Origin of the sequence: Micromonospora maris AB-18-032 (genome assembly GCF_000204155.1) — a bacterium.
In the GTDB taxonomy this organism is placed as follows: domain Bacteria; phylum Actinomycetota; class Actinomycetes; order Mycobacteriales; family Micromonosporaceae; genus Micromonospora; species Micromonospora gifhornensis.
Map to the genome: position 1 here is coordinate 4,839,376 of NC_015434.1, position 22,611 is coordinate 4,861,986.

The 22,611-nt window shown below is 69.6% G+C and carries 22 protein-coding genes; 9 read left to right on the forward strand and 13 right to left on the reverse strand.

Annotated elements, in window-relative coordinates:
* Positions 1 to 39 precede the first annotated feature (39 nt).
* The gene (locus VAB18032_RS21270) at positions 40 to 915 is read left to right on the forward strand and encodes a serine hydrolase (protein WP_013734981.1); all 876 of its coding nucleotides are present in this window, start codon (positions 40 to 42) and stop codon (positions 913 to 915) included.
* A gap of 22 nt (positions 916 to 937) precedes the next feature.
* Here VAB18032_RS21270 and VAB18032_RS21275 read toward each other — a convergent pair whose 3' ends face one another.
* A complete protein-coding gene (locus VAB18032_RS21275; protein WP_013734982.1) occupies positions 938 to 1,936 on the reverse strand; it encodes a TerC family protein in 999 nt (332 codons plus the stop codon).
* A gap of 245 nt (positions 1,937 to 2,181) precedes the next feature.
* On the opposite strand from VAB18032_RS21275, the gene VAB18032_RS21280 reads away from it, so the two are divergent.
* Positions 2,182 to 2,475 carry an antibiotic biosynthesis monooxygenase family protein gene (locus tag VAB18032_RS21280; RefSeq protein ID WP_013734983.1) on the forward strand — a complete coding sequence of 98 codons (294 nt, stop codon included), beginning with the start codon at positions 2,182 to 2,184 and terminating at the stop codon, positions 2,473 to 2,475.
* Between the two features lie 136 nt (positions 2,476 to 2,611).
* Here the strand turns inward: VAB18032_RS21280 and VAB18032_RS21285 are convergent, their stop codons facing one another.
* On the reverse strand, positions 2,612 to 3,466 hold the full coding sequence (locus VAB18032_RS21285; protein WP_043721481.1) for a helix-turn-helix domain-containing protein: 855 nt from the start codon (positions 3,464 to 3,466) through the stop codon (positions 2,612 to 2,614).
* Positions 3,467 to 3,588: 122 nt separating this feature from the next.
* Positions 3,589 to 5,697 carry an excinuclease ABC subunit UvrB gene (uvrB, locus tag VAB18032_RS21290; protein WP_013734985.1) on the reverse strand — a complete coding sequence of 703 codons (2,109 nt, stop codon included), beginning with the start codon at positions 5,695 to 5,697 and terminating at the stop codon, positions 3,589 to 3,591.
* Between the two features lie 301 nt (positions 5,698 to 5,998).
* On the opposite strand from uvrB, the gene VAB18032_RS21295 reads away from it, so the two are divergent.
* Positions 5,999 to 7,570, forward strand: a complete 1,572-nt coding sequence (locus VAB18032_RS21295; protein ID WP_013734986.1) for a hypothetical protein — start codon at positions 5,999 to 6,001, stop codon at positions 7,568 to 7,570.
* 7 nt (positions 7,571 to 7,577) lie between these two features.
* Here VAB18032_RS21295 and coaE read toward each other — a convergent pair whose 3' ends face one another.
* Both coaE and rpsA read right to left on the reverse strand, forming a co-directional pair.
* Positions 7,578 to 8,759 carry a dephospho-CoA kinase gene (gene coaE, locus VAB18032_RS21300; protein ID WP_013734987.1) on the reverse strand — a complete coding sequence of 394 codons (1,182 nt, stop codon included), beginning with the start codon at positions 8,757 to 8,759 and terminating at the stop codon, positions 7,578 to 7,580.
* A gap of 196 nt (positions 8,760 to 8,955) precedes the next feature.
* Positions 8,956 to 10,443, reverse strand: coding sequence for a 30S ribosomal protein S1 (gene rpsA / locus VAB18032_RS21305; protein WP_013734988.1), 1,488 nt, complete (start codon positions 10,441 to 10,443; stop codon positions 8,956 to 8,958).
* Positions 10,444 to 10,767: 324 nt separating this feature from the next.
* On the opposite strand from rpsA, the gene VAB18032_RS21310 reads away from it, so the two are divergent.
* The 6 genes from VAB18032_RS21310 to VAB18032_RS21330 all read left to right on the forward strand — a co-directional run bounded on the left by VAB18032_RS21310 (position 10,768) and on the right by VAB18032_RS21330 (position 13,362).
* Positions 10,768 to 11,574: a class I SAM-dependent methyltransferase gene (locus VAB18032_RS21310; RefSeq protein ID WP_013734989.1), complete on the forward strand. Its 807-nt coding sequence runs from the start codon at positions 10,768 to 10,770 to the stop codon at positions 11,572 to 11,574.
* 101 nt (positions 11,575 to 11,675) lie between these two features.
* Positions 11,676 to 11,897, forward strand: a complete 222-nt coding sequence (locus tag VAB18032_RS21315; protein ID WP_013734990.1) for a PDDEXK family nuclease — start codon at positions 11,676 to 11,678, stop codon at positions 11,895 to 11,897.
* Between the two features lie 50 nt (positions 11,898 to 11,947).
* Positions 11,948 to 12,166: a hypervirulence associated TUDOR domain-containing protein gene (locus VAB18032_RS21320; protein WP_013734991.1), complete on the forward strand. Its 219-nt coding sequence runs from the start codon at positions 11,948 to 11,950 to the stop codon at positions 12,164 to 12,166.
* Entirely contained in the window at positions 12,153 to 12,575 is a 423-nt protein-coding gene (locus tag VAB18032_RS21325) for a DUF3140 domain-containing protein (RefSeq protein WP_013734992.1), read from the forward strand. Before VAB18032_RS21320 ends, VAB18032_RS21325 begins: the two co-directional genes overlap by 14 nt.
* 38 nt (positions 12,576 to 12,613) lie before the next feature.
* Positions 12,614 to 13,252 (forward strand): SDR family oxidoreductase, encoded by a 639-nt coding sequence (locus VAB18032_RS30895; RefSeq protein ID WP_081476178.1) that lies wholly within the window; start codon positions 12,614 to 12,616, stop codon positions 13,250 to 13,252.
* On the forward strand, positions 13,150 to 13,362 hold the full coding sequence (locus tag VAB18032_RS21330; RefSeq protein ID WP_232510838.1) for a MerR family transcriptional regulator: 213 nt from the start codon (positions 13,150 to 13,152) through the stop codon (positions 13,360 to 13,362). Before VAB18032_RS30895 ends, VAB18032_RS21330 begins: the two co-directional genes overlap by 103 nt.
* A 58-nt stretch (positions 13,363 to 13,420) precedes the next feature.
* On the opposite strand, the gene polA is transcribed toward VAB18032_RS21330, so the two are convergent.
* The 8 genes from polA to VAB18032_RS21370 form a co-directional block, all read right to left on the reverse strand.
* Entirely contained in the window at positions 13,421 to 16,120 is a 2,700-nt protein-coding gene (gene polA / locus VAB18032_RS21335) for a DNA polymerase I (RefSeq protein WP_013734995.1), read from the reverse strand.
* A gap of 121 nt (positions 16,121 to 16,241) precedes the next feature.
* Positions 16,242 to 17,051, reverse strand: a complete 810-nt coding sequence (locus VAB18032_RS21340) for an amino acid ABC transporter ATP-binding protein (RefSeq protein ID WP_043721485.1) — start codon at positions 17,049 to 17,051, stop codon at positions 16,242 to 16,244.
* Positions 17,048 to 18,028: an amino acid ABC transporter permease gene (locus VAB18032_RS21345; RefSeq protein ID WP_013734997.1), complete on the reverse strand. Its 981-nt coding sequence runs from the start codon at positions 18,026 to 18,028 to the stop codon at positions 17,048 to 17,050. Before VAB18032_RS21345 ends, VAB18032_RS21340 begins: the two co-directional genes overlap by 4 nt.
* 1 nt (position 18,029) lies before the next feature.
* Positions 18,030 to 18,941: an ABC transporter substrate-binding protein gene (locus VAB18032_RS21350; protein WP_013734998.1), complete on the reverse strand. Its 912-nt coding sequence runs from the start codon at positions 18,939 to 18,941 to the stop codon at positions 18,030 to 18,032.
* Between the two features lie 33 nt (positions 18,942 to 18,974).
* Positions 18,975 to 19,691, reverse strand: a complete 717-nt coding sequence (locus VAB18032_RS21355) for an ABC transporter ATP-binding protein (RefSeq protein ID WP_013734999.1) — start codon at positions 19,689 to 19,691, stop codon at positions 18,975 to 18,977.
* Positions 19,675 to 20,523, reverse strand: coding sequence for an ABC transporter ATP-binding protein (locus VAB18032_RS21360; protein WP_013735000.1), 849 nt, complete (start codon positions 20,521 to 20,523; stop codon positions 19,675 to 19,677). Before VAB18032_RS21360 ends, VAB18032_RS21355 begins: the two co-directional genes overlap by 17 nt.
* A complete protein-coding gene (locus tag VAB18032_RS21365; RefSeq protein WP_013735001.1) occupies positions 20,516 to 21,625 on the reverse strand; it encodes a branched-chain amino acid ABC transporter permease in 1,110 nt (369 codons plus the stop codon). Before VAB18032_RS21365 ends, VAB18032_RS21360 begins: the two co-directional genes overlap by 8 nt.
* Positions 21,622 to 22,575: a branched-chain amino acid ABC transporter permease gene (locus VAB18032_RS21370; RefSeq protein WP_043721490.1), complete on the reverse strand. Its 954-nt coding sequence runs from the start codon at positions 22,573 to 22,575 to the stop codon at positions 21,622 to 21,624. Before VAB18032_RS21370 ends, VAB18032_RS21365 begins: the two co-directional genes overlap by 4 nt.
* Positions 22,576 to 22,611 lie beyond the last annotated feature (36 nt).

The following is a 22,611-nucleotide window of genomic DNA, read 5'->3' on the forward strand; positions in this document are numbered from 1 at the left end:
CGGTAAGAAGGGGCCCTTCCTTTCCGTTACCCTCGGCGGGTGATCTTCGACGGGTTGGACGCGCGACTCGATGAGGTGCCCGGGACGATCTCGGTGTACGCGGGTCGACTCGACGCGCCGCCCACCTGGACCCGGCACACCGAGGTCACCCACTACGCGGCGAGCACGATGAAACTGGCAGTGCTCGCCGCGGTGCACCACACGGCGGAGACCGACGGCCCGGACCTGGACACTCCGGTCGAGGTGACAAACCGGTTCACCTCGGCCCGCGCGGGCGCCGCCCCCTTCTCCTGCGCCCCGGCGTACGACAACGACACCGAGGTGTGGAATCGACTCGGGCAGCGGGTGCCGCTGCGGTGGCTCGCCGAGCGGATGATCGTACGATCCAGCAACCTCGCCACGAACCTGCTCATCGAGCAGGTCGGGCTGCCCGCCGTGGCGGAGATCTGGGCTCGCGTCGGCGCCCGGCACAGTGTCACCAGGCGGGGCATCGAGGACTTCGCCGCCCGGGAGGCCGGGATCAGCAACCTGGTCACCGCCGCCGACCTGGCGGCTCTGCTCGACGCCGTCGCCACCGGCGTCACCCGGCCCGGGCCGATCGCCTCACCGGCCGGCTGCGCGGCGATGCTCGACGTGCTCTGCGAGCAGCAGATCCGGCAGGACATCGCCGAAGGGCTGCCTGCCGGCACCCGCCTGGCTCACAAGAACGGTTGGGTACGCGGCGTCCGGCACGGTGCCGCCGTGGTCTTCCCCGACGACGCCGCCCCGTACCTGCTCGTCGTCTGCACCACCACCCCGCTCGACGACGAGCAGCGCAGCCAGGACACCGACGCCGACGCCCGCGAGCTGGTCGCCGACATCTCGGCGCAGGTCTGGCAGGCTCGCCACGACCTGACCACCGCCGACCCGCGCTGAGCCCCGCCGGCGCGGCCCCGCCTCAGCGTCCCGCCCCGGTGAGATCCCGTCGCCGGTCCCGCGACGACTTCACCAGGCTGGCCACCGTCGCCACGGCCAGGATGCCCACGATCGCCAGCAGGGACAGCCAGATCGGGATGTGCGGCGCCCAACCCACCGGCTGCCCACCGTTGAGGAAGAACAACGAGTTCTCCGCCAGCGCCTCCAGAATGAGCTTGACCCCGATGAACCCGAGCACCACGGCCAGGCCGTAGCTCAGGTAGATCAGGCGGCTCAGCAGTCCGCCGAGCAGGAAGTACAGCTGCCGCAGCCCCATCAACGCGAAGACGTTGGCGGTGAAGACCAGGTACGGCTCGTGGGTGATGCCGAAGATCGCCGGAATCGAGTCCAGGGCGAAGAGCAGGTCGGTCGTCCCGATCGCGATCATGACGATGAGCATCGGGGTGAACATCCGTCGGCCCTGCTCCCGGGTGGTCAGCCGCGCGGCGTCGTAGCCCCGGGAGATCGGCAGCGCTCGCCGGCTCCACCGGATCAGCACGTTCTCCTGGAACTCGTCCTCGGCCGATTCGCCCTGCCGGGCCAGGTTGATCGCGGTGTAGATCAGGAACGCGCCGAAGATGTAGAAGACCCAGCTGAACTGTGAGATCAGCGCCGCGCCCAACGCGATGAAGCCGCCGCGCATGATCAGCGCCAGCACGATGCCGACGAGCAGCACCTTCTGCTGGTACTGCCGGGGCACCGCGAAGCGGGCCATGATGATCATGAAGACGAAGAGATTGTCCACCGAGAGGCTGTACTCGGTCAGCCAGCCGGTGTAGAACTGCCCGGCCACGCTCCCCCCGGCGGTGAGCCAGAGCCCGACGCCGAAGAGCAGGGCCAGCCCCACGTAGAAGGCGACCCAGAGGCTCGACTCACGCACGCTCGGCTCATGCGGCCGGCGCCCGATGATGAACAGATCCACCAGGAGCACCGCGGTCAGCGCGACGAGCGTGATCGCCCACACGAGTCCGGACACGTCCAACAGTCTCATCCTCCTGGCAGACCCCAGCAACCGGCACATGCACGCCTCGCCGGAGACGGGGCCGAGCGCCGACCATTCTGGCGTACGACAACCATCGGTCGTCGAGCGGTGCCGCCTCGGGGTTGCCCTCGGCCACCCACCCTAGGCTTCCTAGGAGGCTAGGTGTAAATCGCCGCACCTGACCGGGGTGTGAGAATCGCGGCGGCCGCCCACCGAGGGGCGTCCCGCCATGGCAGGCTGCCGACATGGTTCTTGAGGTCGCGCTGATCGACGTGGTACCCGGCCAGGAAGACGCCTTCGCCGCCGCGTACGCCGAGGGACATCCCGTGCTGGCCGGCACCCCCGGTTGCCGCTCGGTACGGATGACCCGGGGTGTCGAATCGCCCTCCCGCTTCGTGCTGCTTGTCGAATGGGACTCGGTCCAGGCGCACGAGGAGAACTTCCGGGCCAGCGAGAGGTTCGTCCGGTGGCGGGAGTTGATCGGCCCGTACTTCGCCAGCCCGCCCCGAGTCGAGCATTTCGTGGACCTGCCGGCCTGACCGCGCCGGCACCACCGATCCCGACGCCGACCTCAGGCGTCGGGATTTTGTCGTACCCCTCGCTTATCCTGCGCCTCGCGTCGGCACCACTCCCGACGGCTACGGGGGCGCCGGGCGAGGTGCCGACGCACCCAGCTCACCCGTCGAGCCAGCCGGCCAGCACCCGTGCCGTCTCCTTCTCCGGCAACGCCGCTTCCAGCAGTTGCTGCGTCACCCGCTCGTACCGGTCGACGTCGATCGCGGTGGTCAACCGCACGTCCGTGGTCAGCGCCTCCAGCATCACCGTCCGAGGATCCGCCGGGTCGGGAAAGGAGTAGCAGGAGAACGGAGTCAGCGGCAGCGGCCCGGCCCCGGCCCCGCTCGGCAGCAGCCGGATCGTCACGTGCGGCAACTCGGTCAGGTCGAGCAGGTGCCGCAGTTGACCACGCCAGACCTCGACGGGATCACCGGCCGGCGCGCAGGCCACCTCGGTGATCAGCGCCGTGTAGCGCGGCGGCTCGACCCGACGCAGCACCGCGTGCCGGGCCGCCCGGGCCCGCAGGTCGGCCTCCACATCCACCTGGGGATCGATGAGCTGACCGGCGGCGATGCGCAGGCGGGCGTACGCCGAGGTCTGCAGTAGACCCGGTACGACGCAGGGCTGGTATTCCACTATGCCCGCCGCGCCGGCTTCGAGCTCGGCGTAGGTGCGCTGCCGCTCCCCCATCTCGCCCAGCGCCTTCCACCAGCCACGGCTGGTCGCGGCGTCGCGGGCGATGACGATCAACGCATCGCGTTGCGACGGCGGCACCTGGTAGACGTCGAGCAGATCCAGCACGTCGGCCAGATCGGGGCGGCTCTGCCCCAACTCGATGCGGGACAGCTTGGAAGTGGATGCCCAACCGAGCCGGTCACACACCTGTTCCAGTGTCAATGTCTCTCGTCGCCGCAGCTGTCGCAGCTCGGCTCCGAGCCGCGCTCGTCGAATGACCGGACTCGTTGGCAACGGCATTCCCGCCTCCCCACGCAGGGAGAGTACGCACGACGATCACCCAGCGCAATAGGATGCTCGCATTCCGCTACCCCCTCCGGCCGGAACAGCTTTCGCCGAGAAAGAGTGCCGTCGGCCCCGGATCACCGCACCCCGGCCGCGTCCATCCCCCGCAGCTCCTTCTTCAGCTCCGAGACCTCGTCGCGGATCCGGGCGGCCAACTCGAACTGAAGCTCCCGCGCGGCGGCCAGCATCTGGTCGCTGAGGTCCTGGATGAGCTGCGCCAACTCCGCCCGCGCCATGCCTTCCCGCGCAGGCGTGGCGGCACCGGCCCGGGCCCGACTACGGGTCTCCTTCACCGGCGCCTTGCCCCGGGACAGTTGCCGCACCGCACCGCCCGCCCGGGTCGCCTCGATGTCCTCCGCCTCGCGGTAGATGTCGTCGAGAATGTCGTGGATCTTCTTCCGCAGCGGCTCGGGTGAGATGCCGTGCGCCTCGTTGTGCGCGATCTGCTTGGCCCGACGCCGATTCGTCTCATCGATCGCGTCCGCCATCGACGGGGTGATCTTGTCGGCGTACATGTGGACCTGGCCGGAGACGTTACGGGCCGCCCGACCGATGGTCTGGATCAGCGACCGACCGCTGCGCAGGAAGCCCTCCTTGTCCGCGTCGAGGATCGCCACCAGCGAGACCTCCGGCAGGTCGAGGCCCTCCCGCAGCAGGTTGATGCCGACCAGCACGTCGTAGTCGCCCCGGCGCAACTCCCGCAGCAGCTCCACCCGGCGCAGCGTGTCGACCTCGGAGTGCAGGTAACGCACCCGGATGCCGTTCTCCAGCAGATAATCCGACAGATCCTCGGCCATCTTCTTGGTCAGCGTGGTGACCAGGACCCGCTCGTCGCGCTCGGTACGCAGTTTGATCTCGTGCATCAGGTCGTCGATCTGGCCCTTGGTGGGCTTGATCACGACCTCCGGATCCACCAGACCTGTCGGACGGATCACCTGCTCGACGAACTCGCCCTGGGCGTGCTCCAGCTCCCATGGCCCCGGGGTGGCCGACAGGAACACCATCTGACCGACCCGCTCCAGGAACTCGTCGAACCGCAACGGCCGGTTGTCGGCGGCGCTGGGCAGCCGGAAACCGTGGTCGATAAGCATCCGCTTGCGGGAGGCGTCGCCTTCGTACATGCCGCCGATCTGCGGGATGGTCACGTGCGACTCGTCGATGACGGTGAGGAAGTCGTCGGGGAAGTAGTCGAGCAGGCAGTGCGGCGGGCTGCCGGGCAACCGGCCGTCGATGTGCATCGAGTAGTTCTCGATGCCGGAGCAGAAGCCGACCTGCCGCATCATCTCGATGTCGTACGTGGTGCGCATCCGCAGCCGCTGCGCCTCCAGCAGCTTGCCCTGGCGCTCCAACTCGGCCAGCCGCTCGGCCAGCTCGGTCTCGATGTCGCGGATCGCCCGCTCCATCCGCTGCGGCCCGGCCGCGTAGTGCGTGGCCGGGAAGATCAGCAGGTGATCCACCTCGCGCACCACGTCACCGGTGAGCGGGTTGAGGTAGTAGAGCTTCTCCACCTCGTCACCGAACAGCTCGATCCGCACGGCCAGTTCCTCGTACGCCGGAATGATCTCCAGCGTGTCGCCGCGGACCCGGAACGTGCCGCGCTGGAAGGCCATGTCGTTGCGGGTGTACTGGATGTCGACCAGCCGACGCAGCAGCTGGTCGCGATCCAGCTCCTGGCCCACGGCGACCCGCACCGCCCGATCGAGATATTCCTCCGGGGTGCCGAGGCCGTAGATCGCCGACACGGTGGCCACCACCACCACGTCGCGGCGGGTCAGCAACGACATCGTCGCCGAGTGCCGCAGCCGCTCGACCTCCTCGTTGACCGAGGAATCCTTCTCGATGTAGGTGTCGGTCTGCGGAATGTACGCCTCGGGCTGGTAGTAGTCGTAGTAGGAGACGAAGTATTCCACCGCGTTGTCCGGCAGCAGCTCGCTGAACTCCTTGGCAAGCTGCGCGCAGAGCGTCTTGTTGGGCGCCAGCACCAACGTGGGGCGCTGCATCCGCTCGATCAACCACGCGGTGGTGGCGCTCTTGCCGGTGCCGGTCGCGCCGAGCAGGACCGTGTGCCGGTCACCGCGACGCACTCGCCGCTCCAGCTCGTCGATCGCGGCCGGCTGGTCGCCGGCCGGCTGGAACTCGCTGATGACCTTGAAGCGACCGTCGAGCCGGGGAATGTCGAGCGCCATACCATCCACGGTACGCGGGGGGCCTGACACTCCGCGGCGAGTACGCACCGCACGTGACCGGCCTCAATATTCGCATTGTGTGGTTCTTCTCACCCGGCTACCCTTTCCCCGTAGGCCGCTCGCGGCGGCCGACCGGGCAGGTGGCGGGCCACACAGGTCATGCTGCCGCCGGCGCAGTGGGGTCGCAGCACCCGGATTTGCGGCGTGCGCACCCGACGTGGTCGCGCGGACGACGCGCAGACCGGCCGCCGCGAGCGCCCCTATGTCGTCACCCGATCCCGGTCCGAGGCGTTCACCCTCCGTGGAGAACAGTTCGCGACCGACGTCCGGTGCCCGAAGCGACAATCGGCACCGCGCCGGCCCACGCCGACATCGCGCCGGCATCGGGCCCCCCGCCGGCATCGGACTCGACGGATCGCCGGCCGCCGGCCTGCCCGGACGTGCCGGCACCCGCCGGGCCGCGCTCTCCCACCGCCTGCTCGCTTCAGCCACCGACCCCACCGGCGCCGACGCAGCCGACGACGACCACGCCGGGGCCGACGAGGCCCGGCAGAGGTCCGCCCGGCGACGGCGGCTCACCCTGACCGGGCTCGCGCTCACCGCCGTGCTCTCCGCCGTCATGCTGGTGGTCACCCTGGTCACCTGGCCCCCGGACGAGCCTGCGGCCCGCGACATGACCTCGGCCGAACGGGACCGGTTGGCGGTCATGCGGGTGACCAACCAGCGCGACCTGCGCGCCGGGTTGCACGTCACGATCGGCACCGGCACGAACCGCACCGACCTGCTCGGCTGGGTCGACTGGGCCCGGCAACTGGTCTACGTCGACGTGGGTGGGCCCGGTGCCGGCGCGCTGCGCGGTCTGGCGCAGGCCAGCCCCGCCGTGCTGGTGTCCCGGCCCGACCCCACCGCGGTACCGGCACCCGCAATGCCGCCGCTGATCCCTCCGGTCGACGGCTGGCGGATCCCTGCGGAGCAGCGGCTCACCCCGCTGCTGACCATGATCTTCGCGCTCAGCGCCGAACGTCCTGACCCGGCCGACGACCTGTCCGGCCGGTGGGTCGGCCGGGACCGACGAAACGGGGAGGACGTCGACATCCTGGAGGCCGCCCCGCCGGGCACCGGCGCAGCGGGCACCACCCGCTACTGGCTGGACAGCGCCGGCCGGCTGCACCGGCTGGAGACCACCGTCGCCGCGCTCGGGCGGGTCACCGTACACCTGAACCGCGCCGATCGGCCGACCCTGCGGCCGGTCGACGCGCTGGGCGGCCGTCCCGGCCTGCCCCGCGCCCTCACCACCGCCGAACGCGACAGATGGCTGCACCTACCCGCCCGGTTACGGGCCGCCGGTGGTGCCGCCGTCACCCTGACCGTGCCCGCGTCGGCCGACGCCAACCTACGCGGCACCGGCTGGTTGAGCTGGACCTCGGGCACCGCCTACCTCGGCGTCACCGACCTGGACAGCCCCGATTCCCCCCGCACCCTGGTCCGCCGGGACCGCACCGGCGTCACCCGGATCGACGCGTCAGCGTCGGACGACCAGGCGGGCCCACCGCCGCTGCCACCACCGGCCACCGGATGGCGGGCCGGCGCGCACCGCACCGACGCGCTGGACCCACTCGTGGCGCGGGCGCTACGCGCCGCCCGCGGCGGTGGTCCGACCGGCAACCCGCACCGGGTACGCGGCGACAACCTCGCCGGCACCGTGGTCGACGTCGTCGAGGTCGGCACCGGCGCCGGCCGGACCCGTTACTGGATCGACCGGTCCGGCCTGCTCCGCCGGTTGGAGCTGCCGAGCAAGGCCGGCGCCTGGGCCCAACTCGACCTGACACCCGGCCGGGTGCCCTCGTTGACCAGGCCGACCAAGGCTCGCTGACCGCAGGCTACGGACGCCATCCGGTCCTGGCCGCCCACTCCTCCGCCCGCAGGTGCTCCTCGTCGAACCACGGGTCCTTCGCCGTCGCGTACGTCCCGCTGTCCGGTGCCGAGGCCGCCAGTTCCCGCTTGAGCATCAGATAGGCGGCCCGCCGGTCCGGATCGGCCCGCAGGTGGTCGCGCATCAGCAGGGCGTACCGCCAGCCGAGTGACCCGGTCACCCGCAGGTGCAGGTGGACCGGACGGGCCGGGTCGGCGCTGCCGTGCAGGCGCTTCTCCCACCGGCCGGTGCCCGCCGGCCGTGGGGTGTCCCACCAGTCACCGGGCATCCGGGGGAAACCGGCGTCGGCGAGTCGCTGCGCCAGCGGCCCATCGGCCTCGGCCAGGGACGGCACGCCGAGTTGGATGTCGATGACGTCCTTGGCTGCCAGCTCCGGCACCGCGGTGGAGCCGATGTGGTCGATCCGCAGCTCCGCCGGGGCGATCGCGTGCCGGATCCGGGCGGCCAGCCGGGCGTACTGCTGCGGCCAGGTCGGATCCGGTTCGGTAAGCGTCACCCGCTGCGCCCGGACCGCCCGCCGATGCCGCACGTTCTCCTCGTAGGGCACCAGGCGGTCGTCCCAGAGCGCGTCGACCGCCGCGTGCAGCTGCGCCAGGGTGCCGTCGTTGCTGAGCAGCACGTCCGCCACCGCGGCCCGACTCGCGTCGTCGGCCTGGCCGGCGATGCGCCGCTCGGCGTCCGCGCGGCTCATCCCCCGGTCGCGGGTCAGCCGCTGCAACCGGGTCGCCAGCGCCGTCTGCACCACAACCACAACGTGGTACGTGGGTGCCAGCCCCACCTCCGCCAGCAGCGGTACGTCGTTGACCACCACGGCGTCGGGTGCCGCGGCAGCGATCAACTCGGCGGTACGCGCCCGTACCCGGCGGTGAACGATCGCCTCCAACCGGCGGCGGGCAGCCTCGTCGGTGAAGACCAGGTCGGCGAGCGCGGCCCGGTCGAGGGCGCCGTCGGCGTCCAGTACCCGCGCGGAGAAGGCGGCCACCACCTCGGTCAGCCCGTCGGTGCCGGGGGCCACCACCTCCCGGGAGATTTGGTCGGCGTCGACGAGCACCGCGCCGCGCTCGACCAGCCGCCGTGCCACCGCGCTCTTGCCCGAACCGATCCCGCCGGTCAACCCCACCTTCAGCACGGCACTCAGTCAACCCGATCATCGCCGCACCGCCAAACAGGAGCCCGCCATGTCCGCGCCCGGCGAGCCTCATTCACAGCCGCGAGTGCCCCGCGGTGGGCCTGGTGCGCCCCACCCGCATCCGCAGATGGCGAGGGCCCCGCCTCGGACCCGGAGATCCGGGTCGAAGCGGGGCCCTGCGGTGTTGCCTAGCGGGTCACTTACCGCCGGCGAGCTTCTCGCGCAGAGCGGCGAGCGCCTCGTCGGTGGCCAGCGTGCCAGCGGGCTCCTCGGCCTGGCGGCTGGGTGCCGCGCTGGTCGTGGTGGTGGTGCCGGTGGCGGCGGGCTGCGGGTTGGCAGCGGCCTCGGCCTCGGCGGCCCGAGAGGTCTGCACCTGCTTCTGGTGCGCCTCCCAGCGCTGCCGCGCCTCGGCGTACTGGTTCTCCCACGCCTCGCGCTGCTTGTCGTACCCCTCGAGCCACTCGCCCGTCTCCGGGTCGAAGCCCTCCGGGTAGATGTAGTTGCCCTCGGCGTCGTAGGTCGCGGCCATGCCGTAGAGGGTCGGGTCGAAGTGCTCCTCGCCCTCGACGAAGCCCTCGTTGGCCTGCTTGAGCGACAGCGAGATCCGGCGGCGCTCCAGGTCGATGTCGATGACCTTGACCATGACCTCGGAGCCGACCTGGACGACCTGCTCCGGGATCTCCACGTGACGCTCGGCCAGCTCGGAGATGTGGACCAGGCCCTCGATGCCGTCGTCCACCCGGACGAACGCACCGAACGGCACCAGCTTGGTGACCTTACCCGGCACGATCTGCTGGATCGCGTGGGTGCGGGCGAACTGCCGCCACGGGTCCTCCTGGGTCGCCTTCAGCGACAGCGAGACCCGCTCGCGGTCCAGGTCGACGTCCAGGACCTCGACCTCGACCTCCTGGCCCACCTCGACGACCTCGGACGGGTGGTCGATGTGCTTCCAGGACAGCTCGGAGACGTGCACCAGGCCGTCCACGCCGCCCAGGTCGACGAACGCGCCGAAGTTGACGATCGAGGAGACGACGCCCTTGCGGACCTGCCCCTTCTGGAGCTTGTTGAGGAACTCGGTGCGCACCTCGGACTGCGTCTGCTCCAGCCACGCCCGGCGGGACAGGACCACGTTGTTGCGGTTCTTGTCCAGCTCGATGATCTTGGCTTCGAGCTCGCGGCCGACGTACGGCTGCAGGTCGCGCACCCGCCGCATCTCGACCAGGGAGGCCGGCAGGAAGCCGCGCAGCCCGATGTCGAGGATGAGGCCACCCTTGACCACCTCGATGACCGAACCGCGGACGACACCGTCCTCGTCCTTGATCTTTTCGATCGTGCCCCAGGCCCGCTCGTACTGCGCCCGCTTCTTGGAGAGGATCAGCCGCCCCTCCTTGTCCTCCTTCTGGAGGACCAGGGCCTCGATGTGGTCACCGACCGAGACGACCTCTGCCGGATCCACATCGTGCTTGATCGACAACTCCCGAGAGGGGATGACACCCTCGGTCTTGTAGCCGATGTCGAGCAGGACCTCGTCCCGGTCGACCTTGACGACGGTGCCTTCGACAATGTCGCCGTCGTTGAAGTACTTGATGGTCTCGTCGATCGCGGCGAGGAAAGCTTCCTCGGAGCCGAGGTCGTCGACGGTGACCTTGGTGGCGCTCGAGGGGGCCTCGATGCTGCTCGTCATGTGGGCGGTTGCTCCGGTCGGATGTGTGTCACAGCAGGCTGGTGTCGCGGTGACCTGTGCGCGCCAACGGATCCGCCGGCGGGCCCACCCAAAAATCGCGTAACGAGTTCTTGATGTGACTCCGTCGACCGCGCACCTGCTCCCTGCCGAGGCACACGATCCGCGAGCGCATCCAATACCCTACCCGCTGCATTACCACAGCGTGCAAGCCCTCCCGTCTCCTCATCACCGCACCACCCGCGAAAGCGGAGATTTCGCCCGGAGGGCCACAGCCGACGCCGGGCCGCCCCGAGCCCGCGCGGCCCAGGGGCCTAGCGTGAACGGGTGGACGACGACAACCGGGTGACCCGGCGCCGGGTGGACGACACCGAGGCACGCCGCGCCAACCGCCACTGGTGGGACGCCGACGCCGACGCGTACCAAGCCGAACACGGACACTTCCTCGGCGAGGTGGACTTCGTCTGGTGCCCGGAGGGGCTGCGCGAGGCCGACGCCCGGCTCCTCGGTGAGGTGGCCGGACGCCGGGTGCTGGAGGTCGGCTGCGGAGCCGCCTCGTGCGCCCGCTGGCTGGCCACCGAGGGCGCCCGGCCGGTCGCCGTGGACCTCTCCGCCGGCATGTTGCGCCACGCCGTCCAGGCCGCCGAGCGCACCGGGGTACGCGTACCCCTGGCCCAGGCCGACGCCCTGGCGCTGCCCTTCCGCGACGCCAGCTTCGACCTGGCCTGCACCGCCTTCGGGGCGGTGCCCTTCGTCGCCGACTCGGCGGCGTTGATGCGCGAGGTGCACCGGGTGCTGCGCCCCGGGGGCCGATGGGTCTTCTCGGTCACCCACCCGATGCGCTGGATCTTCCTGGACGACCCGGGCGAGGGCGGGCTGACCGCGGTGCACTCGTACTTCGACACCCGCCCGTACGTGGAACAGGACGAGCAGGGCGCGGCCAGCTACGTCGAGCAGCACCGCACCCTCGGCGACCGGGTCCGCGAGCTGGTCGGCGCCGGTTTCCGGCTGCTGGACCTGGTGGAACCGGAGTGGCCGGAGGGGCACGAGGGGATCTGGGGGCAGTGGAGCCCGCTGCGAGGCCGCCTCTTCCCCGGCACCGCCATCTTCGTCAGCGAGAAACCCACCGACTGAGCGGAGCCGCACCGCACTCCCGGTAAGACCTGGAGGGCCATCAGCGGCGGTACGCTCGGCCTCATGGGCGCCGAGCCCATTCCGACATCACCTGGCCCCTGGTGTCCGGATCCGATGCGGCGGCAGCGTGCCGACTGCACGAGTACGCCGCCGCCGGCATCCCGTTCTACTGGCGCATCGAACAGGACCCGGTGCACCTGTACGCGTACCGGCTCGGGCCGGGCGGGGAGCGAGAGTACGAACTCGCCGCGGACAGCGCCGACCTGGTCGAGCTGACCGAACCCTTCGACATCAAACTGCCGAGCGCCGAGATCGTCCCGTAGCCCGTACCCGCTGGTCGTTTTCCTCCGCCGACCTCGGGTAACCCGACGGCATGGCCGACACGGAGTTCCACACCGGCGACCATGTCTCCTGGGCCAGCCACAGCGGCCGGGCGTACGGGGTCGTCAAGGAGAAGCTCACCGAACGCACCCACGTCCGAGGACACCCGGTGAACGCCTCCCCGGAGGACCCGCAGTACCGGATCACCAACGACGACTCGGGCAGGGACGTCGCCCACCGGCCGGAGGTGTTGCGTCGTGAGCGGTCGTGACGATCCCGACCAGACCTACCGGGAGTTCACCGAGGCGGTGAACATGAAGCCCGGTGAGCTGTCCACCTGGTTGGAGACCGAGGAGTCCAAACAGGTCGGCTGGCGCAAGGGCGGCGGTGAGTCGGTCGGCCACCAGTCCGGCCGGAGAATCATCGACCTGCTGCGGCGCAAACGCGACCAGCTCACCGAGGCCGACTACAAACACATGCGCAAGGTCGTCGGGTATGTCCGGCGACACATGGCCCAACGACCCAGCGGCGACGTACGGGCGACCCGGTGGCGCTACTCCCTGATGAACTGGGGCCACGACCCGGTCAAGGCCAAACTGCCGCCGCCCGGCGGCCCCTCCCGCAAGGCCCTCCAACGGCACGGGGCCCCGCCGGAGGCCCGCCGGCCCCGACCGGCCTGACGACTGACGGGCAGGCGCAGGGGCGCAGGATCGACGGCATGAACGATGTGCCGCGCAGAGTCGTCGTCGTCACCGGTGCCGGCACCGGCATCGGCCGCGCCACCGCCCGAGGGTTCAGCGCCGACGGCGCCCAGGTGCTGGCGGTCGGCCGCCGAGGTGCGCCGCTCGCCGACACCGCGACCGGCCACCCGCTGATCGCCCCGTTGGCTGTCGACGTGACCGCTGCCGACGCGCCCCGCCGGGTGGTCGACGCCGCACTCGACAGGTACGGCCGGTTGGACGTGTTGGTCAACAACGCGGGGATCGCCGGTGCCGGCCGGCTCGCGGACCTGGACGAGGCAGCGACCCACGCCCAGCTCGCCACGAACCTGCTCGCCGCAGCGGTGCCTGGTCGCCCCGTGCTTCCCCGTCTCGGGCCCGCGACGACGATACGTCAGTGCCGACAGGCTCGCTCCGCTCAGCCGGCTTCGCCCGTCGCGGGCTCGGCTGGCAGACAGGCTGGGCCCACAGACGGGGCTCGGCCCACAGACGGGGCTGGGCCCACAGACGGGAGCTCGGCTGGCAGGTCGGCGGGATGGCACAAAGGGAACGGCGTCGACGGATGCGGATCGGGGAACTGGCCAGGGCCACCGGCAGCACCCCTCGGGCGTTGCGCCACTACGAGCAGCACGGTCTGATCGAATCGCGCCGCGCCGCCAACGGCTACCGGTGCTACGACGCGAGCACCGTGACCCGGGTCCGCAACATCCGACACCTGCTCGCCGCCGCTCTCGACGGCGTCGATTAGACCTTGGTACGAAACCGCCCCCATAAGGGCACTTTCGTACCAAGATCTGGTCGAGATGTCAGTGGTCGGCGCTGTTCCAGTCGCGGCCCTCGCCGACGGAGACTTCCAAAGGTACGGAGAGCGGGTACGCCCCGCCCATCTCGCGGCGGACCAACTCCTCCAGGGTTGCCCGCTCCCCCGGGGCGACCTCGAAGACGAGTTCGTCGTGCACCTGGAGCAGCATCCGGGACCGCAGCCCGGCGTCACGCAGGGCGGTGTCGACGTGCAGCATGGCGACCTTGATGATATCGGCCGCCGAGCCCTGGATCGGGGCGTTGAGGGCCATCCGCTCGGCCATCTCCCGGCGCTGCCGGTTGTCGCTGACCAGATCGGGCAGGTAGCGGCGGCGGCCCAGGATGGTGGAGGTGTAGCCGTCCTGACGGGCTCGGGCGACCACCTCCTGAAGGTAGTCGCGGACCCCACCGAACCCGGCGAAATAGACCTCCATCAGCCCGCGCGCCTCCTCGGCGGTGATGCCGAGCTGTTGGGACAGGCCGAAGGCGCTCAGCCCGTACGCCAGGCCGTAGTTCATTGCTTTGATCTTGCGCCGCTGGTCCGGGGTGACCTCGGCGACCGCCACCTCGAACACCGAGGAGGCGGTGGCCGCGTGGAAGTCGTGCCCGGAGTTGAAGGCCTCGATCAGCGCCTCGTCACCGGAGAGATGCGCCATGATCCGCATCTCGATCTGGCTGTAGTCGGCGGTGAGCAGGCATTCGTAACCCTCCCCCACCACGAAGGCGCGGCGGATGCGCCGTCCCTCCTCGGTGCGGATGGGGATGTTCTGCAGGTTGGGCTCGGTGGAGGAGAGCCGGCCGGTGGCGGCCACCGTCTGGTTGAAGGTGGTGTGGATGCGCCCGTCGTCGGAGACCGACTTGAGCAGACCGTCCACCGTCGACTTGAGCCGGGCCACGTCGCGGTGGCGCAGCAGGTGGTGCAGCAGGGGATGCTCGGTCTGCGCGTAGAGCCATTGCAACGCGTCGGCGTCGGTGGTGTAACCCGTCTTGATCTTCTTGGTCTTGGGCAGGTTCAGCTCACCGAAGAGGATCTCCTGGAGCTGTTTGGGCGAGCCCAGGTTGAATTCCCGACCGATCACCGCGTACGCGGCCTGGGCGGCGGCCTTCACCTCGGCGGCGAAGTGCGCCTCCAACTCGGACAGGTAGTCGGTGTCGGCGGCGATGCCGACGCGCTCCATGCCGGCCAGCACCCGCATCAACGGCAGCTCCACCCCGGCCATCAGCCGCGCGGACTGCTCCCCGTCACGGGACAGTTCGGCGTCTATCGCGTCGGCCAGGTCGAGGGTGGCCCGGGCGTGCAGCATGAGGTTCTGCTCGGCCTCGCCGTCGCCGCCGAGCCCGTCGAGGGTGAGTTGGCCGTCGTCGGGAACGTCGACTCGCAGCTCCCGGTGCAGGTAACGCAGGGCCAGGTCGGTCAGGTCGTAGGAGCGTTGGTCGGGGCGGGCCAGATAGGCCGCGATCTGGGTGTCCCGGGCGATGCCGGCCAGCGTCCAGCCGTGCGCGGCGAAGGCGAGTACGGCGGGCTTGCTGTCGTGCAACACCTTGGGGCGGGTCTCGTCGGCCAGCCAGCCGGCCAGCGCCGCCTCGTCGCTCTCGTCGAGCCTGCTCGGGTCGAACCAGGCCGCCGCGCCGTCGGCGGTGGCCAGGGCCAGGCCGGTGACGGTGGCGGTGTGCCGCCGGTTGGGGCCGGTGTCCAGCTTGACCGCCACCCCGACCGGGGTGCCCGGCGACGCGTGCGTCTCCAGCCAGCCGGTCAGCGCACCGGGCGCGGTGAGCACCTCACCGGTCAGGTCGAAGCCCGCCTCGGCCTCCGGCTCGACGGCGTCGAGGTACTGGTAGAGGCGGTCGCGCAGGATGCGGAACTGGAGGGTGTCGAAGACCTGGTGCACCGCCTCCCGGTCCCACCCCTGCCAGCGGGCGTCCTCGGGGCGGATCGGCAGGTCCAGGTCGGCGACCAGGCAGTTGATCTCGTAGTTGCGGATCACGTCGGCGAGTCGTTCCCGCAGGCTGTCGCCGGCCTTGCCCTTGATCTCGTCGGCGCGGGCGATGATGCCCTCCACCCCGCCGTACGTGTTGATCCACTTGGCGGCGGTCTTCGGGCCGACGCCGGGCACGCCCGGCAGGTTGTCGCTGGTCTCGCCGACAAGCGCGGCCAGATCCCGGTAGCGGCCGGGGCCGACACCGTACTTCGCCTCGACCGCGGCCGGATCCATCCGGGCCAGGTCGGAGACGCCCTTGCGGGGGTAGAGCACGGTGATCTGCTCGTCGACGAGTTGGAAGGCGTCCCGGTCGCCGGTGGAGATCAGCACCGGCATGCCCTGGTCGCGGGCCTGGCAGGCCAGGGTGGCGATGATGTCGTCGGCCTCGTAGCCCTCCTTCTCCACCACCGGGATCCGCAGCGCCGCGAGAACCTCCTTGACCAGGCTGACCTGGCCCTTGAAGTCGGTCGGGGTCTCGCTGCGGCCGGCCTTGTACTCCGCGTACTTCTCGGTGCGGAAGGAGCGACGGGACACGTCGAAGGCGACCACGATGTGGGTGGGCTGCTCGTCGCGCAGCACGTTGATCAGCATCGAGGTGAAGCCGTAGACCGCGTTGGTCGGCTGCCCCGTCGTGGTGGAGAAGTTTTCCACAGGCAGGGCGAAGAATGCCCGGTATGCCAGGGAGTGTCCGTCGACGAGGAGCAGGCGCGGCGTCGTAGCTGTCACGGTGGCGACTCTAGTCCGTACCGCCGACAACTCCCGCCGCCGCCTCGCGGCACCCTCATCCGCTGATCCTGGGGTCGGCGGCAATGAACTGCCGCCAACCCCACGATCGACGCAGGGCAGGTCAGAGCACCTTGGCCAGGAAGGCCTTGGTGCGGTCGTGTTGCGGGTTGGCGATCACCTCGCGGGGGTTGCCCTGCTCGACCACCACGCCGCCGTCCATGAAGACCAGGGAGTCGCCGACCTCGCGGGCGAAGCCGATCTCGTGCGTGACCACGATCATCGTCATGCCGTCGCGGGCCAGGTCCTTCATCACGTCGAGGACCTCGCCGACCAGCTCCGGGTCCAGCGCGCTGGTCGGCTCGTCGAAGAGCATCAGCTTGGGCTGCATGGCCAGGGCGCGGGCGATGGCCACCCGCTGCTGCTGCCCACCGGAGAGCTGGCTCGGGTAGTTGCCCAGCTTGTCACCCAGGCCGACCCGTTCCAACAGTGCCACCGCCCGGTCGCGGACCTCGGCCCGCTTCTCCCTGCGCACCAGCAGCGGCGCCTCGGTGACGTTCTCCAGGGCGGTCTTGTGCGGGAACAGGTTGAACCGCTGGAACACCATGCCGATGGCCTGACGCTGGGCGGCGACCTCCTTCTCCCGCATCTCGTGCAGCTTGCCGCCCCGCTCCCGGTAGCCGATCAGGTCGCCGTCCACCCAGATCCGCCCAGCGTTGATCTTCTCCAGGTGGTTGATGCAGCGCAGGAAGGTCGACTTGCCCGAGCCGGAGGGCCCGAGCAGGCAGCACACCTCCCCGGCGCGTACCTCAAGGTCGATGCCCTTGAGCACCTCGATCGAGCCGAACGACTTGTGCACCTGTTCGGCTCGTACCATCGGCCCGGACTCGGAGGCCGGGACGCCGGCCTGGGCCGGCACGCTCGCCTGCGTCATACGCCCCCTGCCCCTCCGGCGGCGCCGCCGCCACCGACCGCCATGCCCCGCAGCCGGGCCTTGGCCTGACCGGCGCGACCGCTGCCCCTGGCGAAGTGCCGCTCCAGGTAGTACTGCCCGACCAGCAGCACACTGCTCAGCAGCAGGTACCACAGGGTCGCCGCGACAAGCATCGGGAAGACCTGGAAGGTCCGGCTACCGACGGCTCTCAGCTGGAAGAACAGCTCGGTGGAGACCGGCACGAAGGCCACCAGCGAGGTGTCCTTGAGCATCGCGATGGTCTCGTTGCCGGTCGGCGGGACGATCACCCGCATGGCCTGCGGCAGGACGATCCGGCGCAGGATCTGCCCCTGGGTCATGCCCAGCGCCTGGGCCGCCTCGGTCTGTCCCTCGTCGACCGACTGGATGCCGGCCCGGACGATCTCCGCCATGTAGGCGGCCTCGGAGAGCCCGAGCGCGAGCATGCCGGCGACGAAACCGGTAAGCAGGTCCCTCGCCGAGAAGCCGAACAGCCGCGCCTGGAAGTCCTGCACCCCGAACAGCGCGCCGATCTGCCGGTCGAAGGGCAACCCGAACTCGATCCGGGACCACAGCAGGCCCAGGTTGCCGAAGAGGATCGCCAGCACCAACCGGGGCACCGCCCGGAAGAACCAGGTGTACGCCCACGCGACGCCGCGCAGGATCGGGTTCCCCGACAGGCGCATGATCGCGATGACCACACCCAGCACGATGCCGATCAGCATGGACGTCACCAGCAGCGCGAGGCTGCCGCGGACACCGGCCATGATCGGCGGCCGGAACATGTTGTCGATCATGAACGACCAGTTGAACGCCTCGTTCGTCACCAGCAGGTGCACGAACATGGCGACCAGCACCCCGATCACGGCGACGGCTACCCACCGCCCGGGATGCCGCACGGGCACGGCCTGGATGGGTTCCGGCCGTGCCCGTTCGGGTGAATCGGTGTCGACTGACATGTCAGCCGGCGGGGTTCAGTTCCGACGTGGTGATGGCCCCACCCTCGACGCCCCACTTCTCCAGCGCCGCCTTGTAGCTGCCGTCGGCGATGACCGCCTGCACGGCCTCCTTCAGCACCTCGGCGAAGGCGGTCTGGTCCTTGGGGACCGCGTAGCCGTACGGCGCCGACTCGTAGATGTCGCCGAGCACCTCCAGCTGGCCGTTGCTCTGCTTCACCGCGTACGCCCCGACCGGCGAGTCGGCCAGCATGGCGTCGTTCTTGCCGCTGACCACGGCGGCCGTCGCGTCGCTCTGCGCCTGGTACTGATCGATGGTGATCTCCGGCTTGCCGGCGTCGGTGCACGCCTTCGACCGGGCGGTGATGTCGTCGAGCTGCACGGTGCCGACCTGCACGGCGATCTTCTTGCCGCAGGCGTTGTCCGGGTCCACCTGAGCCGGGTTACCGGCCTTGGTGGCCCACTGGGTGCCGGCGGAGAAGTAGCTCACCATGTTCACCGACTGCAACCGGTCGGCGTTGATGGTGAACGAGGAGACCCCGATCTCGTACTTCCCGGACTGCACGCCCGGCAGGATCGCGTCGAACGGCGCCGACTCGTACTCCGCCTTCAGGCCCAGCTTCTGCGCGACCGCGTTGAACAGCTCCACGTCGAAGCCGATCACGGTGCTGCCGTCGGTGTCCAGGAACTCCGCCGGGGCGTACGTCGCATCGGTGCCAACCTTGATCACACCGTCGGCCTTGATCGCGTCGGGCACCTTGGCGGCGAGATCGTTGTCCGGCGCGGCCGAGACGGACGGACCCGTACCGGGCTCGTTGCTGCTCTCCTGCTCGCCGCAGGCCGCCATCGAGAGGGTGAGCAGCGCCGCACCAGCGACACCGATGACGGCCCGGCGACGACCCTTGAGGTTGAACATGTCGTACTCCTTGCGAAGAGGGGTGACGCCCGTTCAGGCCACGCCGAGGTAGGCCTCTTTGACGGCCGGGTCGTGCAGCAGGTCGGCCCCACTGCCTTCCTTGACGATCCGGCCGGTCTCCAGCACGTACGCGCGGTGCGCCCGAGCCAGAGCCTGCTGTGCGTTCTGCTCCACCAGCAGGATCGTGGTGCCCTGCTGGTTGATCTCCGTGATGATGCTGAAGATCTGCTGGATCAGCATCGGCGCCAGACCCATCGACGGCTCGTCGAGCAGCAGCAGCTTGGGCCGGCTCATCAACGCCCGACCCACCGCCAGCATCTGCTGCTCACCGCCGGAGAGCGTGCCACCGACCTGCTTGCGCCGCTCGGCCAGCCGGGGGAACAGATCCAGCACCTTCGCCAGGTCCTTGGCCACCTCGGCGCGGTCCCGCCGGGTGTAGGCACCCATGTCCAGGTTCTCCATCACCGTCATGCCGGGGAAGATGCCCCGACCCTCGGGTGCCTGGCACAGCCCACGCCGTACCCGCAGGTCGGCCCGGAGCTTGCTGATGTCCTCACCGTTGAACACGATCCGCCCGGAGGCGATCGGCCGGATGCCGGAGATGGCCCGCATCGTGGTGGACTTGCCGGCGCCGTTGGCACCGATCAGGGCCACGATCTCACCCTCGTTGACGGTCAGGCTGATGCCGTGCAGCGCCTTGATCCGCCCGTAGAGCAGACTGACGTCCTCGATCTCAAGCAGCGTCGTCATCCGGCACCCCCAGGTAAGCCGCGATCACCCGGTGATCCTCACGCACCTCGGCGGGGAGCCCATCAGCGATCTTCTTTCCGAACTCCAGCACGACGATCCGGTCGGTCACTCCCATGACCAGACGCATGTCGTGCTCGATGAGCAGCACGGTGATGCCCTGGTCCCGGATCTTGCGGATGAGCTGGAGCAGCTCCTCCTTCTCGGCCGGGTTGAAGCCGGCAGCCGGCTCGTCCAGGCAGAGCAGTACCGGGTCGGTGGCCAGCGCCCGCGCGATCTCCAGCCGGCGCTGCTCGCCGTACGACAGGTTGCGGGCGGCGTCGTGCATCCGGTGCGGGATGCCGACGAACTCCAGCAGCCGCTCGGCCTTCTGCAGCCCGTCGCGTTCCTCCCGGCGGTGCCGGGGCAGCCGGAACAGCGCGGACAGGACGCTGGTCTTGTGGTGCGCGTCCGCGCCCACCTGGATGTTCTCCAGCGCGGTCATCTCCGGGAACAGGCGGATGTTCTGGAACGTCCGCGCCATGCCCATCTTGGTGATGTGGTGCTTCTTCTTGCCGGTGATCCGCTCACCACGGAACCGGATCTCACCCTCGGAGGGCTGGTAGATGCCGGTCATCGCGTTGAAGCAGGTGGTCTTGCCGGCGCCGTTGGGGCCGATCAGACCGAGAATCTCACCCTTGTAGAGGGTGAAGTTCACGTCGTTGAGGGCCACCACGCCACCGAAACGCAGCGTGACGTGGTCAACCTCCAGCAGCGGCTCCCGTTTGGCGGTGGACTCCACCGCCGGGGCACCGGCCTGCTCAGGAACGGTCGGCTTCTGCACGGTCTCACCCACCGACGATCACCTCCTTGCGACGGTCCTTGAACTCCGCCGCCCTTCGTCGGTTCGGAATCAAGCCCTGCGGCCGGAAGATCATCATGACCACCAGCACCAGGCCGAAGAACATGAATCGGTACTCGTACAGCTCGACGCCGAAGAACTCGATGCCACGGAACCGCTCGATCATGTACGCCACCAGGCCGCCACCGACGATCGCGCCGACGATGTTGCCCGAGCCGCCCAGAATGACCGCGGCCAGAATGATGATCGAGTTGAGCAGCTCCAGGTTCTGCGAGCTGACGAAGTTCTGCTTGCCGGCGAAGAGCGCCCCGGCCAGACCACCGATGAACGCACCCGAGGCGAACGCCCAGAGCTTGAACTTGAACGTCGGCACACCCATCAGCTGCGCCGCGTCCTCGTCCTCACGGATCGAGATCCAGGCCCGGCCGACCCGGCTGCGGTTGAGGTTCCGCACCCCGATGACCACCAGGATGATCAGCGTCAGCACCAGCCAGTAGTACGGCCGCGGGTCCAGCACACCGAAGATCGGTTTGCCGTCGGAGTAGCTGCCCGGCGGGTGCGGGATCTGGTTGAAGCCCCGCTGCCCCTTGAGGAACTCGGAGCTGGTCGCCGCCACCCGGATCATCTCGGCGAAACCGAGGGTCACGATGGCCAGGTAGTCGCCCCGCAGCCGCAGCGTCGGGGTACCCAGCATCACGCCGGAGATCATGGTGAGCACGAGCGCCACCGGCAGGGCCAACAGCCACGGCCAGAGCGTCTTGAGGTCACTGCTCGGCGACGTCAACACCGCCACCGTGTACGCGCCGACCGCGAAGAAGCCGAAGTAGCCGAGGTCGAGCAGGCCGGCGAAACCGACCACGATGTTCAGACCGACGGCCAGCAGCACGTAGATGGAGATGGTGAAGAGCACCTGCCCGAAGTTCGACCCGGTGGTCGGGATCGGCCCGAGCCACTGGTAGAACTCCCGGTTCGGCAATGCGTAGAAGAACACGATCACTGCCGCGATGACGGCCCATCGCATCCAGCGGGGTGCGTTGTGCCAGCGGTCACTGACCGCGTGGCGACCCGAGTCGATCCATTCCCTCACGCTTGTCATGCGCGGGCCCTCCCCAACGACTCGCCCAGCAGACCGGTCGGCCGGAACATCAGCAGCACGACCAGGACGACGAAGGCGACCAGGTCCTTCCAGTTCGCGCCGAACAAGGCCGACGCGTAGTTCTCGACCAGGCCGAGCAGCAGGCCGCCGACCAGCGCACCGCGCAGGTTGCCGATGCCGCCCAGAACCGCCGCGGTGAACGCCTTCAACCCGAGCAGGAAGCCGACACTGTAGGTCAGGGTGCCGATCCGGATGTCGTAGAGCATCCCGGCGACACCGGCCATCACACCACCGATGATGAAGACCACCAGGATGATCCGGTCCTTGTTGATGCCCATCAGCGCCGCGGTGTTCTGGTCCTGCGCGACCGCGCGGATGCCCCGACCGATCCGGCTGCGGTTGATGAACAGGTCCAGCGCGACCATCATCGCCAGCGCCGACACGATGACCAGCACCTGCACCACGGTCACTTCGGTACCGGCGACCTCGAACAGCACGAGGTCGGGTTTGACGATGGTGGGCGCACCGACCGGGAGCCGCCGGGTGTAGATGCCGAACGCCTCGGCGATCGCGATCGAGGCGCCGATCGCGGTGATCAGGAAGGCCAGCGGTGGGGCGTTGCGCTTACGCAACGGCCGGTACGCCACCCGTTCGACCACCGTCGCGGTGCCCGCGGACGCCACCGCGGCTATCAGCGCACCGACCAGAAGATAAAGGATGATCGAGCCGAAGCCGCTGGCTACCGAGTCACGATCCAGACCGAGTGCGGCCCAACCCCAGATCGCGGCGAAGGCACCGGCGATGAAAACCTCGGAGTGGGCGAAGTTGATGAGTCTCAGCACGCCGTAGACCAGCGTGTAACCCAGCGCGACGAGGGCATAAATGGCGCCCACCGTCAGCCCGGTTATCGTATATCCCCCGAAATCGGAGAATAGGGCGTTGAAGTTCAAGGAAGGGCACTCCGTACAGGAAGGGAAGACAGTGAA

Bases quoted from the DNA above. Each gene is read 5' to 3' on its own strand.
- VAB18032_RS21280 (WP_013734983.1), top strand. From the start codon at position 2,182: ATGGTTCTTGAGGTCGCGCTGATCGACGTGGTACCCGGCCAGGAAGAC.
- VAB18032_RS21285 (WP_043721481.1), bottom strand. From the start codon at position 3,466: ATGCCGTTGCCAACGAGTCCGGTCATTCGACGAGCGCGGCTCGGAGCC.
- uvrB (WP_013734985.1), bottom strand. From the start codon at position 5,697: ATGGCGCTCGACATTCCCCGGCTCGACGGTCGCTTCAAGGTCATCAGC.
- rpsA (WP_013734988.1), bottom strand. From the start codon at position 10,443: ATGACGAGCAGCATCGAGGCCCCCTCGAGCGCCACCAAGGTCACCGTC.
- VAB18032_RS21320 (WP_013734991.1), top strand. From the start codon at position 11,948: ATGGCCGACACGGAGTTCCACACCGGCGACCATGTCTCCTGGGCCAGC.
- VAB18032_RS30895 (WP_081476178.1), top strand. From the start codon at position 12,614: ATGAACGATGTGCCGCGCAGAGTCGTCGTCGTCACCGGTGCCGGCACC.
- VAB18032_RS21330 (WP_232510838.1), top strand. From the start codon at position 13,150: ATGGCACAAAGGGAACGGCGTCGACGGATGCGGATCGGGGAACTGGCC.
- VAB18032_RS21340 (WP_043721485.1), bottom strand. From the start codon at position 17,051: ATGACGCAGGCGAGCGTGCCGGCCCAGGCCGGCGTCCCGGCCTCCGAG.
- VAB18032_RS21345 (WP_013734997.1), bottom strand. From the start codon at position 18,028: ATGTCAGTCGACACCGATTCACCCGAACGGGCACGGCCGGAACCCATC.
- VAB18032_RS21350 (WP_013734998.1), bottom strand. From the start codon at position 18,941: ATGTTCAACCTCAAGGGTCGTCGCCGGGCCGTCATCGGTGTCGCTGGT.
- VAB18032_RS21355 (WP_013734999.1), bottom strand. From the start codon at position 19,691: ATGACGACGCTGCTTGAGATCGAGGACGTCAGTCTGCTCTACGGGCGG.
- VAB18032_RS21365 (WP_013735001.1), bottom strand. From the start codon at position 21,625: ATGACAAGCGTGAGGGAATGGATCGACTCGGGTCGCCACGCGGTCAGT.